The sequence below is a fragment of the Nesterenkonia marinintestina genome, assembly GCF_025420485.1.
GTDB classification, from domain to species: Bacteria; Actinomycetota; Actinomycetes; order Actinomycetales; family Micrococcaceae; genus Nesterenkonia; species Nesterenkonia marinintestina.
This window is the reverse complement of the sequence record NZ_JAOEFD010000001.1, coordinates 168,943-182,396: the sequence shown is the minus strand read 5'-3', so window position 1 is coordinate 182,396 and position 13,454 is coordinate 168,943. Positions and strand designations below refer to the sequence as shown.

14 protein-coding genes are annotated in these 13,454 nt (G+C 71.3%); 12 read left to right on the top strand and 2 right to left on the bottom strand.

The window, feature by feature from the left end; translation table 11 throughout:
- Nucleotides 1-38 precede the first annotated feature (38 nt).
- Nucleotides 39-257, bottom strand: a complete 219-nt coding sequence (locus N7E59_RS00765; RefSeq protein WP_261623279.1) for a DUF5703 family protein — start codon at nucleotides 255-257, stop codon at nucleotides 39-41.
- A 98-nt stretch (nucleotides 258-355) separates the two neighbouring features.
- Here N7E59_RS00765 and N7E59_RS00760 point away from each other — a divergent pair, with 98 nt between their 5' ends.
- From N7E59_RS00760 to mshC, 3 genes are read left to right on the top strand one after another with little or no spacing between them, the layout of a single operon-like run.
- Nucleotides 356-667 (top strand): primosomal protein, encoded by a 312-nt coding sequence (locus N7E59_RS00760; RefSeq protein ID WP_261623000.1) that lies wholly within the window; start codon nucleotides 356-358, stop codon nucleotides 665-667.
- 23 nt (nucleotides 668-690) lie between these two features.
- Nucleotides 691-1,518, top strand: coding sequence for an undecaprenyl-diphosphate phosphatase (locus N7E59_RS00755; RefSeq protein ID WP_261622999.1), 828 nt, complete (start codon nucleotides 691-693; stop codon nucleotides 1,516-1,518).
- A 51-nt stretch (nucleotides 1,519-1,569) separates the two neighbouring features.
- Nucleotides 1,570-2,865: a cysteine--1-D-myo-inosityl 2-amino-2-deoxy-alpha-D-glucopyranoside ligase gene (gene mshC / locus N7E59_RS00750; RefSeq protein WP_261622998.1), complete on the top strand. Its 1,296-nt coding sequence runs from the start codon at nucleotides 1,570-1,572 to the stop codon at nucleotides 2,863-2,865.
- Between the two features lie 80 nt (nucleotides 2,866-2,945).
- On the opposite strand, the gene N7E59_RS00745 is transcribed toward mshC, so the two are convergent.
- Nucleotides 2,946-3,893 carry a PAC2 family protein gene (locus N7E59_RS00745; protein WP_261622997.1) on the bottom strand — a complete coding sequence of 316 codons (948 nt, stop codon included), beginning with the start codon at nucleotides 3,891-3,893 and terminating at the stop codon, nucleotides 2,946-2,948.
- 64 nt (nucleotides 3,894-3,957) lie between these two features.
- Between N7E59_RS00745 and N7E59_RS00740 the strand changes: the two genes are divergently transcribed.
- The 9 genes from N7E59_RS00740 to N7E59_RS00700 all read left to right on the top strand — a co-directional run bounded on the left by N7E59_RS00740 (nucleotide 3,958) and on the right by N7E59_RS00700 (nucleotide 13,448).
- On the top strand, nucleotides 3,958-4,629 hold the full coding sequence (locus N7E59_RS00740) for an HAD family hydrolase (RefSeq protein ID WP_261622996.1): 672 nt from the start codon (nucleotides 3,958-3,960) through the stop codon (nucleotides 4,627-4,629).
- Nucleotides 4,626-5,429, top strand: a complete 804-nt coding sequence (locus N7E59_RS00735) for a site-2 protease family protein (protein ID WP_261622995.1) — start codon at nucleotides 4,626-4,628, stop codon at nucleotides 5,427-5,429. The genes N7E59_RS00740 and N7E59_RS00735 overlap by 4 nt, the downstream gene beginning before the upstream one ends.
- Nucleotides 5,430-5,581: 152 nt before the next feature.
- Entirely contained in the window at nucleotides 5,582-6,628 is a 1,047-nt protein-coding gene (locus tag N7E59_RS00730) for a tRNA (adenine-N1)-methyltransferase (RefSeq protein ID WP_261622994.1), read from the top strand.
- On the top strand, nucleotides 6,618-8,348 hold the full coding sequence (gene arc, locus N7E59_RS00725; protein ID WP_261622993.1) for a proteasome ATPase: 1,731 nt from the start codon (nucleotides 6,618-6,620) through the stop codon (nucleotides 8,346-8,348). Before N7E59_RS00730 ends, arc begins: the two co-directional genes overlap by 11 nt.
- Nucleotides 8,345-10,057 (top strand): depupylase/deamidase Dop, encoded by a 1,713-nt coding sequence (dop, locus tag N7E59_RS00720; protein ID WP_261622992.1) that lies wholly within the window; start codon nucleotides 8,345-8,347, stop codon nucleotides 10,055-10,057. The genes arc and dop overlap by 4 nt, the downstream gene beginning before the upstream one ends.
- A gap of 14 nt (nucleotides 10,058-10,071) precedes the next feature.
- A complete protein-coding gene (locus tag N7E59_RS00715; protein WP_261622991.1) occupies nucleotides 10,072-10,275 on the top strand; it encodes a ubiquitin-like protein Pup in 204 nt (67 codons plus the stop codon).
- A 4-nt stretch (nucleotides 10,276-10,279) separates the two neighbouring features.
- Nucleotides 10,280-11,797 carry a Pup--protein ligase gene (gene pafA, locus N7E59_RS00710; RefSeq protein ID WP_261622990.1) on the top strand — a complete coding sequence of 506 codons (1,518 nt, stop codon included), beginning with the start codon at nucleotides 10,280-10,282 and terminating at the stop codon, nucleotides 11,795-11,797.
- Between the two features lie 121 nt (nucleotides 11,798-11,918).
- The gene (locus tag N7E59_RS00705) at nucleotides 11,919-13,028 is read left to right on the top strand and encodes an FKBP-type peptidyl-prolyl cis-trans isomerase (RefSeq protein WP_261622989.1); all 1,110 of its coding nucleotides are present in this window, start codon (nucleotides 11,919-11,921) and stop codon (nucleotides 13,026-13,028) included.
- Between the two features lie 15 nt (nucleotides 13,029-13,043).
- On the top strand, nucleotides 13,044-13,448 hold the full coding sequence (locus N7E59_RS00700; RefSeq protein WP_261622988.1) for an FKBP-type peptidyl-prolyl cis-trans isomerase: 405 nt from the start codon (nucleotides 13,044-13,046) through the stop codon (nucleotides 13,446-13,448).
- The last annotated feature ends 6 nt before the right edge of the window (nucleotides 13,449-13,454 follow it).

Sequence of the window (13,454 nt, the reverse complement as noted above, 5' to 3'; positions counted from 1 at the left end):
GGCGGGAGGACGAGCCACGCCCCGGACTCGCGCGGCAGTCAGAGGGTGGCCCGGACCTTCATGACCCGGCGTCGCAGCCAGTATCGCCGCGTGCCCCCGGAGTAGATGCGGGTCCGGCGGAGCTCCCACTTCCCGTACTCGGCATGGTCGATCAGTCGTCGTCGGACCTCGCCCAGAGACTCCCGCGGCTGGCAGGTGACCACCATGTACTCCCAGGTGCTGCCCGCACCGGACTCCTCGACGTAGTGCTGGGCCATGCGGAGCGGTCCGTCTCCCGAGACGTGCTGAGCCATGTCTGCACCCTAACGCACCGGCCCCTCTTACCCGCCGCCCCAGCCGTTGGTACCGTGAACCCATGAACATCGATCCGCGTGTCGCGCTCGCGTCTCTGACCAACGCCCTCGAAGAGCACCTGAACGCGGCGATGACCCGTCGCGGCGACGAGGATCCCGCCGTCGAGTCCGCGTTCTACGGCGTCGCCGACGCCTTCGAGGCCTATGAGGACGCCCTCTTCGCGGCCTCCGGCGAGGTCACCCCGCTCGACCTCTACGACGAGGACGAGGAGGACGACGAAGAGGACGAGGACTTCGACGGCGGCGACGAGGCGGACGACGCCGATTCCGAGGAGGACTCCGACCCTCTGGGCGAGGCGGAGCTGAACCGCTGACCTGATGGCCTAGGCTCAGGCAGGTGCAGTGGTTCGAAGCGATCATCCTCGGCCTGGTCCAGGGCCTGACTGAGTTCCTCCCGGTCTCATCCTCCGCGCATCTGCGCATCGTCGGAGAGTTCCTCCCCGGTGCGGCGGACCCCGGAGCGGCGTTCACCGCGATCACCCAGCTGGGGACCGAGGCCGCGGTGCTGGTCTACTTCTGGCGCGACATCGTCCGCATCCTCAAGGCGTGGTTCGGCGCGCTGTTCGGCCACGTCCCGCGCAGCGACCCCGACGCGCGGATGGGTTGGCTGATCATCGTCGGTTCGATACCGATCGTCGTGCTGGGCCTGCTGCTCGAGGACTACATCACCAGCACCTTCCGCACCCTGTGGCTGGTGGCGACCATGCTCATCGTGTTCGGCGTGCTCCTCGGCGTGGCCGACGCGTACGGTCGGCAGCGCAGACCGCTGGACCAGCTGACCGTCAGGGACGGCATCCTCTACGGCTTCGCCCAGGCGATGGCGCTGATCCCCGGAGTCTCGCGCTCCGGCGGAACGATCACCGCCGGCCTGCTCATGGGGTACACCCGTGAGGCCGCCGCCCGGTATTCGTTCCTTCTGGCGATCCCCGCCGTCTTCGGGTCCGGGTTCTACAAGCTGATCGGCGCGATCGGTGAGACCGACGCCCCGTACACGATGAGTCAGACCATGCTGGCCACGTTCATCGGCTTCGTCGTGGCCTACGTGATCATCGGCTGGTTCCTGCGCTTCGTCTCCACCAACACCTATACGCTGTTCGTCAACTACCGGATCCTGCTGGGGCTGTTCGTCTTCGTGATGCTCGGTCTCGGCATCATCAACCCGTGATCCCGGTCGAGCGGACCGCAGTCACCCGCCCCTGAGCCCGAAAGGACCGCCGTGCGATCGTGGACCCCTCCTGAGGTGCCCGAGATCCCCGCGCTCTCCGCGTCCCTGCACCTCCACGACACCGCGCGCGACGCCGTCGTAGAGGTGCCCGTGCGCACCGGCCGCGGCACCCTGTACGTGTGCGGCATCACTCCCTACGACGCGACCCACCTGGGCCACGCCAACACCTACGTGCACTTCGACGTGCTGGTCAGGCACTGGTTGGGGACTGGCCTCGAGGTGCAGTACGTGCAGAACGTCACCGACGTCGACGATCCTCTCATCGAGCGTGCCGCGGCCGTCGGCGTGGACTGGAGGGACCTCGCCGAGGAGCAGACCGAGCTGTTCCGCGAGGACATGGCCGCGCTCGGGGTGATCCCGCCCGGGGTCTACCTCGGTGCGGTGGAGACGGTGCCCCAGGTCGTCGAGGACGTCGAGCGGCTGCTGGAGCGGGGTATGGCCTATCGCGTGCCGGCGGACCCCGAGGAGCTCCCCGAGGGCACCTCGGAGGCGGACGACGTGTACTTCGACGACGGCGCGGCCGAGACGGGCACGGACTGGCGGCTGGGTGCGGTGAGCGGATACGACCGACTCACCATGGAGCGGCTGTTCCCGGATCGCGGCGGCGACCCGGAGCGTCCCGGGAAGCGCGACCCCCTCGACCCGCTGCTGTGGCGCGCCCGGCGCCGTGACGAGCCGCACTGGGACGGTCGCAGCCTGGGGCGGGGCAGACCGGGATGGCACATCGAATGCTCGGTGATCGCCAGACGCCACCTCCCGGCGCCCTTCGCCGTGCAGGGCGGCGGCTCGGACCTGCGATTCCCACACCATGAGTTCTCCGCCGCCCATGCGACTGCGGCCGACGGCGTCCCTCTGGCGGACGTGTACTTCCACACCGGCATGGTGGGGCTGGACGGCGAGAAGATGTCCAAGTCGAAGGGCAATCTGGTGCTGGTCTCGGGGCTGCTGGCTGAGGGGGCGGACCCTCGGGCGGTGCGGATCCTCATCCTGTCCGAGCACGCCCGCACCGACTGGAGCTTCACCCGTGACCGGCTCGACCGGGCGACCCGGCGGCTGGCCCGGTGGCAGGAGGCGCTGGCCCGCGCCCCCGAGGAGGAGGACCGGGCCGCTGACGAGCCCGAGGACCTGCAGCGCGGCATCCAGACCGCCCTCGCCGACGGTCTCGACGCCCCCGCGGCACTGCGGACGGTGGATCGGTGGGCCGCAGGGGAGCTCGCGACGACCACCTCGGCCCGGCGCGTCCGCACCGTGGTCCTGGCTCTGCTCGGAGTCGACCTGACCGCCTGACTGCCTGACCGCCTCCGCCCGCACGACGCCCGAACCACCACACGGCGGGAGGGCGGGTCCTCAGCGGTCCGCCTCGGGAGTCATCCGCGACGGCGCCGTCGCAGATACCGTTCGAACTCCCGTGCGATGGCCTCGCCGCTGGCCTGAGGCAGCTCCGAGGTGTCGGTGGCCTCCTCGAGCCGCTGGACGTACTCGGCGATGTCGGTGTCCTCCTTGGCCAGCTCGTCGACTCCGCGCTCCCAGGCCTGCGCCTCCTCGGCGACCTCTTCGACGTCGAGGGAGACCCCGAGCAGATCCTCGAGTTCGCGCATCAGGCGCAGCTGGGCCTTCGGGGAGGGGGCCTGGCCCACGTAGTGGGGGACCGCCGCCCACAGGGACACCGCGGGAATGCCGGCCTGGTACGCGGTGTGCGCCAGCACTCCGATGATCCCGGTGGGACCCTCGTAGCTGGGCTCGTCGACGTCCAGGAGGTCCGCCAGGGCCGCGTCCTGGGCCGACAGCGAGGCCGGGATGGGTCGGCTGTGCGGCACGTCGGCCAGCAGAGCGCCGACCAGCACGATGCCGGCGACGTCGTGCTCGGCGGCCCGGGTGAGGATGTCGGCGGTGAACGCCTGCCAGCGGAAGCTCGGTTCGACCCCGGTGACCAGCAGCAGATCCACCTCGGCGCCGTCGGCGGAGGCCCGATAGAGCTTGGTCGAGGGCCACACGATCTCCCGGTGCGAGTCCGTGCTCCGGATCCGCGGCCGGGTGAACTGGTAGTCGTAGTAGTCCTCGTCCTCGAGCCGACCCACCAGCTCCGCGCCGAAGGCGGTCCCGAGGGCCCGCACCGCCGAGGAGGCCGCCCCGCCCGCGTCGTTCCAGCCCTCGAAGGCGATCACCATGACTGCCGGCCGTTCGACCTCCGGGGAGACCTCGTCGTCGCGCAGATGGGCGGCGAAGCGGGCGGCGCGGGACGGCTCCTCGGTCCGGCCCGGCGCGTCTTCGCCGGCGTCCTCGGGAGTCTGATCGCTGGCGTGCTCGTCGGTCACGTTCCTCACCCTAGCCCCGGGGCAGGGCCAGGGGAAGCGACCCCCGACCTCCTAGGATGGGGTCATGTCTCGCACTCTGCAGGCCGTCTTCTGGGATATGGACGGCACTCTCGTCGACACCGAACCGCACTGGATCCGGGAGGAGACGGCCCTGGTCGAGGCCCACGGGGCCCGATGGACCGACGAACACGCCGCGGCCTGCGTCGGGCAGGCCCTGCCCTTCACCGCCGCCCGGATGCAGGAGGTCGGGGTGGATCTGTCGGTGCGGGAGATCATCGACCACCTCATCACCCGGGTCGCCGCAGGTGTGCGGAACGACATGCCCTGGCGCCCTGGGGGGCGCGCGGCCCTCGACGCCCTCGAACGGGCCGGTGTGCGCTGCGCCCTGGTCACCATGAGCGAACCCGGCCTCGCCGCGGCGGTGGTCGAGGCGCTGCCGCCGGGTCAGATCGAGTTCATGGTCACCGGGGACACGGTGACTCGGGGGAAGCCCGACCCGGAGGCCTACCTCACCGCATTCGAGACGATGGCGCGCACCCACCCCGAACCGCTGGATCCGCAGCGGTGCCTGGCCTTCGAGGACTCCGTCCCGGGCGTGACCTCGGCGGCGGACTCCGGACTGGTGACGGTGGCCGTCCCGCACTGGATGCCGCTGCCGGACTCGGACCGGTATCAGCTGATCTCCGGCCTCGAGGGTCTCGACGTCGCCGCGATGGAGCGGCTGCTCGCCCGATGAGGCGTCGACCGACGAGACGCTCGGGGCGTCCACGGGCCGGAGGCGCGCGCCGGCGGGGCGCCCTGACGCTGGGTCGGATCGCAGGAGCACCGGTCCTCCTGCGCCCCTCCTGGTTCCTGGTGGCCGCGGCCCTGGTCCTGCTCTTCGGACCGCAGGTGGCGCGGATCTTCCCCGAGCTCGGCGCGCTGGCCTATGCGGTCGCACTCGGCTACGCCGCCGCCCTGCTGCTCTCCGTCCTCATCCATGAGGCCGCCCACGCACTGACGGCCACAGCCTTCGGCTGGCCCCCGGTGGCCGTCGAACTGAACATCTGGGGCGGACACACCGAGTTCGTCGCCCGCGGGGCCACCCCGGGCAGATCCGTGGCCGTGGCCATGGCGGGCCCCGCGGCGAACCTCGCCGTCGCCGGCCTCTGTGCGGCGGTGCTGCAGCTTCAGACGGTCACCGGGGTGGCCGCCCTGCTGCTGTGGGTCGTGGTGGTGCTCAACCTGCTCGTGGGTGGGTTCAACGCTCTGCCCGGCCTGCCGCTGGACGGCGGACGGCTCGTGGAGTCGGCGGTCTGGGCCGCCACCGGGGACCAGGACAGGGGCACCCTCGCGGCCGGATGGGCCGGACGGCTCCTGGTGGTTGGGCTGCTGGCCGCCGTCGCGATCTGGGTCCTGCTCGACCCCGGACGCTCCCTGCTGCTGGTCGTCCTGGCGGTGATGATGGCCTTCGTCCTCTGGCAGGGCGCCGGCGAGGCCGTGCGCGGCGCCCGCCGGAGGCTGACACATCGTGAGGATGCCGACCGACAGCGATAGGCTCGGACCCTGAGGCCCGTGCGGCCGAGACCCCCGATCCATTCCGAGGCCGGTGCATTCCGGCGCGGCGAGGCAGAGAGCGAGGCCCGGTGGCGCCCAGCGAACCGACAGACCGATCCGGATCGGCGGACTCCGAGCCGATCGGAGTCCACATGCGGCGCGGACCGCTGCGTCCGGGGCAGAGGGTGCAGCTCACGGACCGACGAGGCAGGCTCAGCACCATCACGCTGCGCGATGGCGGGGAGTGGCACACGCACAAGGGCGTCCTGCGGCACGACCTGATGCTCGGTCAGCACGAGGGTGTCGTGGTGGCCAATGAGGCCGGGGTGGAGTACCAGGTCCTGAGGCCTCTGCTCAACGACTATGTCCTGTCCATGCCCCGCGGCGCGACGGTCGTCTATCCCAAGGACTCGGCTCAGATCGTGCAGGTGGCCGACGTGTTCCCCGGCGCGCGCGTCATCGAGGCCGGCGTCGGCTCCGGAGCCCTGTCGCTGTCGCTGCTGCGTGCGGTGGGTGACCGGGGGTCGCTGCGCTCGTACGAACGGCGGGAGGACTTCGCCGACATCGCCCGCGGCAACGTGGAGGCGTTCTTCGGACAGCCCCACCCGGGGTGGGACGTCGTCGTCGGGGACCTGCAGGAGCGGGCGCCCGAGATCGAGGAGACCGGCGCGACGGACCGAGTCGTGCTGGACATGCTGGCCCCCTGGGAGTGCCTGGACGCCGTCGCCCACGCCCTGGTGCCCGGCGGAGTCTGGGTCAGCTACGTCGCCACCGTCACCCAGCTCTCCCGACTGGCCGAGGCCATCCGCGCCTCGGGCCGGTTCACCGAGCCCGAGGCACACGAGACCATGCTGAGGACCTGGCACCTCGACGGCCTGGCCGTCCGGCCGGACCATCGGATGGTCGCCCACACCGGCTTCCTCCTGTCGGCACGCCGACTCGCCGACGACCAGACGCCCCTGCAGCTGCGCCGCCGGGAGAAGCAGTCCGACGTCACCGAGGAGGACATGGCCGCCTGGCTGCCTCGGGATGAGGACGCCTGGAGCGAGGAGGCGCTCAAGACCCGTGGTGTGACCGGCCGCAAGGCACGAAAGGCCGCGGCCCATGCACACCGGATGGCCGAGGACGCCCGGGCCGCCGCGCCGGTGACCGGAGCACAGGATCAGGCCGACGAGGAGGAGGGCTCTGATGACCGATGAGCCGCCGGTGACTCCGGACCGCCCGGAGACTCCCGAGACCGACGACCTCCGCCGCCGGCTGCGGCGCTCCGAGGGTCAGGTCGACTCGCTGCGCAGCCGTGCCCGAGACCTGGAGCGGCAGTTGAGCACCGCCGGCCGCAACAACCGGCGGATGGCCGAGCTCCTCGAGGTGACCCGCGGAGAGATGACCGAGCTGCGGGCGGCGTTGCACGCCGACGGGCAGGCGCCGTTCACGTTCGGCACCGTGATCGGATATCGGCCCGGGCATGATCCCGTCGACGGGCGTGAGATCGAGGCCGCGGCCGCCGCGGGGGTCGACATCCTCCACTCCGGACGGAAGATGCGCGTCAGCGTCTCGCCGCTGCTCGACGTCGAACACCTGCACGCCGGCACCGAGGTCCTGCTCAACGAGAACCTCACAGTGGTCGCGGCCCTGGGGTCGGACCGCACCGGGGAGATCGCCCGGGTGCGGGAGGTGCTCGACGACGAACGCCTGCTCGTGCTCACCCGCGGGGAGGACGAACGGCTCGTGCGGCTCTCCGGAACCGCGGAGGGGACCGGCCGCCCCGTCAGGATCGGTGACGCGGTCACGGTGGACCTGCGCACCGGTACGGCGACCGAGGTGATCCGACTCTCCGAGGTCGACGACGTCGTCCTGGAGGAGACTCCTGACGTCTCCTACGCCGACATCGGCGGGCTCTCCGGTCAGATCGAGCAGATCCGCGACGCCGTCGAACTGCCCTTCCTGCACGCGGACCTCTACCGCGAGCACGGTCTGCGCGCGCCGAAGGGCATCCTGCTCTACGGTCCGCCCGGCTGCGGCAAGACCATGATCGCCAAGGCGGTGGCCGCGTCCCTCGAGTCCCGCCGCACCGAGCGCGCAGGGGAGGGAGGCGCCGTGGGTCCGCGCAGCTTCTTCCTCAACATCAAGGGTCCCGAGCTGCTGAACAAGTACGTGGGGGAGACGGAGCGGCACATCCGGCTCATCTTCTCCCACGCCCGGGAGCGTGCCACCGCCGGCCACCCGGTCGTCGTCTTCTTCGACGAGATGGAGGCGCTGTTCCGCACCCGAGGATCGGGGGTGTCCTCCGACGTGGAGACCACCATCGTGCCGCAGCTGCTGGCCGAGATCGACGGCGTCGAGTCGCTGGACAACGTGATCGTCATCGGCGCCTCGAACCGGGAGGACATGATCGATCCGGCCATCCTGCGGCCCGGACGCCTCGACGTGAAGATCCGGGTCCAGCGTCCCGGGTCCGAGGGGGCCCGGGAGATCCTCGGCATCCATCTCGGCCAGGACCTCCCCCTGCGGGATGCGGACGTCGCCGCCGAGGGCCGTGACCAGGCGCGGCGGATGCTGGTCGACGCCGCCGTCGACGCCGTCTTCCCCAGGGACGGCCGGGCGCGGCTGCGGCTTCGCCACGCCGACGGGTCGACCACGCAGTTCCGCGCCTCGGACTTCGTCTCCGGTGCGGTGCTCTCCAACGTGGTGGACCGGGCGAAGAAGACCGCCATCAAGGACTTCCTGGCCTCGGGGGAGGACCCGGCCCATAAGGGTGTGACCGTCGCCCATGTGCGGGCCGCCGTGGAGGAGGAGATGCGGGACCAGGAGGATCTGGTCAATACCGCGGACCCCCAGGAGTGGGCCCGGGTGATCGGCGCCTCGGCGGCTCCCGTGGTCTCGGTGGAGCACCTGGCCCGGCAGGAGGGCGGGGCATGAGCGTGCGCCGCCTGATCGGCATGGAGACCGAATACGGCATCCACGCGCCGGCCAATCCCCGGGCGAGCCACGTCGCCCTGTCCATCGAGCTGGTCAACGCCTACGCGGCCGCGGTCACCGAGGACGGCGGCACGGTGGCCGGCGCCGAATGGGACTACCGGTCGGAGTCGCCGCTGGTGGACGCCCGCGGGTGGGTGCTGCCGCGTTCGGCGGCCCACCCCAGCCAGCTCACCGACTCGGCCTCGGCCCTCGAGGGAGTCTCCGGACCGGACGCCGCCCCGGCGGACGTCGCCGTCGAGGAGCCCGAGTTCCATCCGCCCGGCACCGCCGAGTGGCGCGGCGACTTCTTCACCCTCCGCGAGGGGCAGCCCCGGCTCCTGACGAACCTGGTCCTGACCAACGGCGCCCGGTTCTATGTGGACCACGCGCACCCGGAGTACTCCGCCCCGGAGACCCTCGGAGCCCGCCGGGCCGTGCTCTACGACGTCGCCGGCGACCTCGTCGTGCGCCGGGCCGCACAGCGGCTGTCCCGGGAGGAGGGCAGCCCCGAGCTGCTCCTCTACAAGAACAACACCGACTCCAAGTCCGTCTCCTACGGGGCGCACGAGAACTACCTGGTCCCGCGTTCGGTGAGCTTCGACGCCCTGACGGCCGGGCTGATCCCGTTCTTCGTCGTCCGCCAGGTGATCTGCGGCGCCGGGCGGGTGGGCATCGGCCCGACGAGCGCCCGCCCCGGGTTCCAGATCTCCCAGCGGGCCGACTTCTTCGAGGAGCAGGTCGGGCTGGAGACGACCGTCCGGCGTCCCATCATCAACACCCGCGACGAACCCCATGCCGACATCGACAGGCACCGACGGCTCCACGTCATCATCGGCGATGCCAACATGAGCGAGTACTCGGCCTGGCTGCGTGTGGGGACGACGGCGCTGGTGCTCGACCTCATCGAATCCGGCACGGCGCCGGAGGTGACGCTGCTCGACCCGGTGCGGGCGCTGAAGGACGTCTCGCACGACCCCACGCTGCGCACCCGGGTGGCCACCGACCGCGGCCCGCTCACGGCCCTCCAGATCCATCGGCTCTACCTCGAGGCCGCCCGCGCCCGGGCCGACGAGGCCGCCGGTCCGGAGGGTCCCGGCCTGGCGCCGGACACCGAGACCGCCGAGGTCCTGGCCGCGTGGTCGAACCTGCTCGACGACCTGGAGGCCGACGTCTCCTCGGCCGCCGACCGCGTCGACTGGGTCGCGAAGCTCGGACTGCTGGAGTCCTACCGCCGTCGGGACGGCCTGGACTGGGATGCTCCGCTGCTGGGCATGATCGACCTCCAGTACGCCGACGTCCGGCCCGAGAAGGGTCTGTACCACCGGCTGGTGCGTGCCGGGCGCATGCGACGCCTGTTCACCGATGAGGAGGTGGCGCGTGCCGCACAGGATCCGCCGGAGGAGACCCGGGCCTGGCTGCGCGGGACCCTGGTGGCACGGCGGCCCGAGCTGCTGGCCGGCGCCAGCTGGGACCAGATCCTGCTGCGGCCGCACCCGGACGCACCTATCACCCGGCTCGCGCTTCCCGAACCCACCGACGGCACCCGCGCCCAGACCGAGGGCCCGGTGACCCGAGCCGAGGATCCCCGTGCGCTGATCGCCGGCCTGCGTGAGATCCTCGAGACGGGGCCCGACCAGCGGGAGGCCCCGCCCCGCCGTCCGTCCGACTGAGGAGGAGAGACACCATGTCGACACAGCCGCAGAGAGGCAGAAGCGCCCACGGGCCCGGCGACGAGGAGGGTGCCGACCAGGACGTCCCCGCCGCGGGGAACGTGCAGGCGACACAGCAGGCGCAGGAGTTGGACGGTCTGCTCGACGAGATCGACTCGGTCCTTGAGTCCAACGCGGAGGAGTTCGTACGCGGCTTCGTGCAGAAGGGCGGACAGTAGGCCCATGGACCGTCGGGTCTACGGCGTCGAGACGGAGTTCGGCATCGCGCACCGGGCCACGGCCGTCGACGGCGCGCCGAGCCGGGGTCTGGCGCCCGACGAGGTGGCGCGCTACCTCTTCCGCCCCGTGGTCGACTGGGGGCGCAGCTCCAACGTGTTCATCCCCAACGGATCGCGCCTCTACCTCGACGTGGGCTCCCACCCGGAGTACGCGACGGCCGAGTGCGCCGACCTGCTGGAGCTGATCGCCGCCGACCGGGCCGGGGAGCGGATCATGGACGACCTCGCTCGGCGAGCCGAGCAGGCCATGGCCGCCGACGGCCTGGACGGGACGGTCTACCTGCTGAAGAACAATGTGGACTCCCAGGGGAACTCCTACGGGTCCCATGAGAACTACCTCATCCCGCGGACCACCCACTTCCGTCGTCTCTCGACGATCCTGCTGCCCTTCCTGGTGACCCGGCAGATCCTCTGCGGAGCCGGTCGAGTGGTCACCGAGGCGGAGGAGGCCGGCCGCGAGCTCGGTCCCCACTACGCCTTCTCCCAGCGCGCCGACCACATGTGGGAAGGCGTCTCCTCGGCCACGACCCGTGCCCGCCCGATCATCAACACCCGTGACGAGCCGCATGCCGACGCGTCGGCCCACCGTCGGCTGCACGTCATCGTCGGCGACTCCAACATGTCCGAGACGACGCAGCTGCTGCGCTACGGGTCCACGGACCTGATCCTGCGGATGATCGAATCGGGGGTGCCCCTGGGCGACTTCGAGCTGCAGAATCCGATCCGTGCGATCCGTGCGATCTCCCACGACATCACCGGCGCCGCGACGGTGCAGACCCGCGACGGCCGGGAGCTGACCGCCGTCGACGTCCAGTCGGGCCTGCTCGAGCGGGCGCGACGGTTCGTCGACCGGGAGGGCGCCCACCACGACCACCTCGAGCAGGTGCTCGAACTCTGGGGCCGCACCGTCGAGGCGGTCGCCTCGGGGGACCACTCCGCCGTCGACACGGAGATCGACTGGGCGATCAAACGTCGCCTGATCGACGATGTGGCGAGCCGCGGCGACCTCGGACTCGGGGACCCGCGGCTGGGGCAGATCGACATGGCCTACCACGACATCCGACCCGACCGCGGACTGCACCACATGCTGGTCCGACGGGGCCGTTCCCAGAGCCTGCTGAGCGATGAGCGGATCGACGCGGCGGTGCTGAACCCGCCGACGGGCACCCGCGCCGCGGTCCGCGGCCGCTTCCTCTCCACCGCCCGGGCGTTCGGCGCCGGCCACGCGGTGGACTGGGTGCACCACAAGCTGGTGGACCGCCCGCTGGAGGCCATCATGCTCAAGGATCCGTTCGAGACCGAATCGTTCCGGGCTGAGGCGCTGCTGGACACCCTCGGCGACCGCGAGGCCGTGCTGCGCGAACTCACGGTCGCCGAACGTCTCGACCAGCCCGTGCCGCCGGCCCTGAGCGAACGCTACGAGGTCACGGCCGGATCCGTCCCCCCGCCGCCGGTGATCTGAGCGGCCGGGCCGCGCGGCGCCCAGCAGAGGCCCAGCCGGAGCCGGTACAGTCGAGGCCGATACGTCCGAGGCTCATCACGAGGCTCACCAGCCGTCCCCACCGGAGGTCCTCCCTGTGCGCATGAAGCATCTCGCCCTGTCCGCCCCCGCCCTGCTGGTGCTCACCGGATGCGGTGCGGACGGCCTCGGAGACACCGACGCCCTCGAAGGCATGGAGGTCCACTACACCGAGGAGGGTGCACCCGAGGTCCTGCTCAACAGCCCGGTCGAGGCCGAGGAGGAGTCCTCCCGAGTCATCAGCGACGGCGACGGGGACGACGTCGACCCCGACCAGATCCTCGAGGTCTCCTCGGCGATGGTGGACCCCGAGAGCGGCGAGGTCCAGGACGAGACCTTCACCGCCGGCCAACCCTCGCTCCTCCATCTGCCGACCATCCGGGAGCAGAACGAGTTCATCTTCGACGCCCTCACCGAGTCCGACCTGGGAGTCGGCGGCGAGGTGGCCCTCTACGAGCCGGCGGACGAGGAGGCCATGTCGCCCGAGTCGCTCATCGTGCTGCGCATCGACGGACAGATCCCGGCCTACGCCCAGGGTGAGGAGGTCGAGCAGAGCGGCGACCTCCCGGCGATCGACTCCGTCGAGGGTGAGGCGCCGGACCTCGAGGAGGCGCCCGGAGAGGACGAGGACGCTCCCGAGGACACCGTCTCCGAGGTCATCATCGAAGGTGAGGGCGACGAGGTGCAGACCGACGACCAGCTGGCGGTGCAGTACACCGGGTGGCGCTGGTCCGACGGTGAGGTCTTCGACTCCTCATGGCCGATCGGCCAGCAGGAGGCCCAGGGCGAGGAGGGCGACGCCGAGCGCGACGACGTCGGTCAGCCCACCCCGTTCATGCTCGACCAGGTCATCGACGGGTGGACCTCCGGACTGGAGGGGAAGAGCGTCGGTGACCGCGTCGTGCTGGTGATCCCGCCCGAGGAGGCCTACGGCGACAGCGAGGGCAACGAGCTGCAGGACGAGACGCTGATCTTCGTCGTGGACATCGTCGCCGCCGTCGACGTCCCGGAGCAGCCCGAGGGCGAGGGGCAGCCGGAGGAGGGCCCGGAGCAGGCGCCCGACGAGTCCGACCTCAGCGAGGAGGAGCTCGAGCAGCTCGAGGAGCTCCAGGAGCAGCTCGAGGAGGAGCAGGGCGGCGGCGACTCCGCCGACGCCGATGAGAACGACGAGTGAGAGGAAGGCACCACCATGTCCTTCGGACAGCGCACATATGACCGCAGCCGCCCCGAGGTCGACTTCCCCGGCGAGACTCCGCCGGAGGAGCTCGTCGTCGAGGAGCTGATCGCCGGATCGGGCCCCGCCGTGGCGCCCGGAGACGGCGTGTCCTGCCACTACGTCGGGGTCAGCTGGTCCACCGGCGAGGAGTTCGACGCCTCCTGGAACCGCGGACAGCCCCTCGACTTCACCGCCGGAGTGGGACAGGTCATCTCCGGATGGGACCAGGGGCTCATCGGGATGCAGGAGGGCGCACGGCGCCGCTTCGAGATCCCGCCGCACCTCGCCTACGGAGACCAGGGCGCAGGTGAGGCCATCGGTCCGGGGGAGACCCTGATCTTCGTGGTGGACCTGGTCGGCGTGCGCAGGGCCGGCTGAGGATCC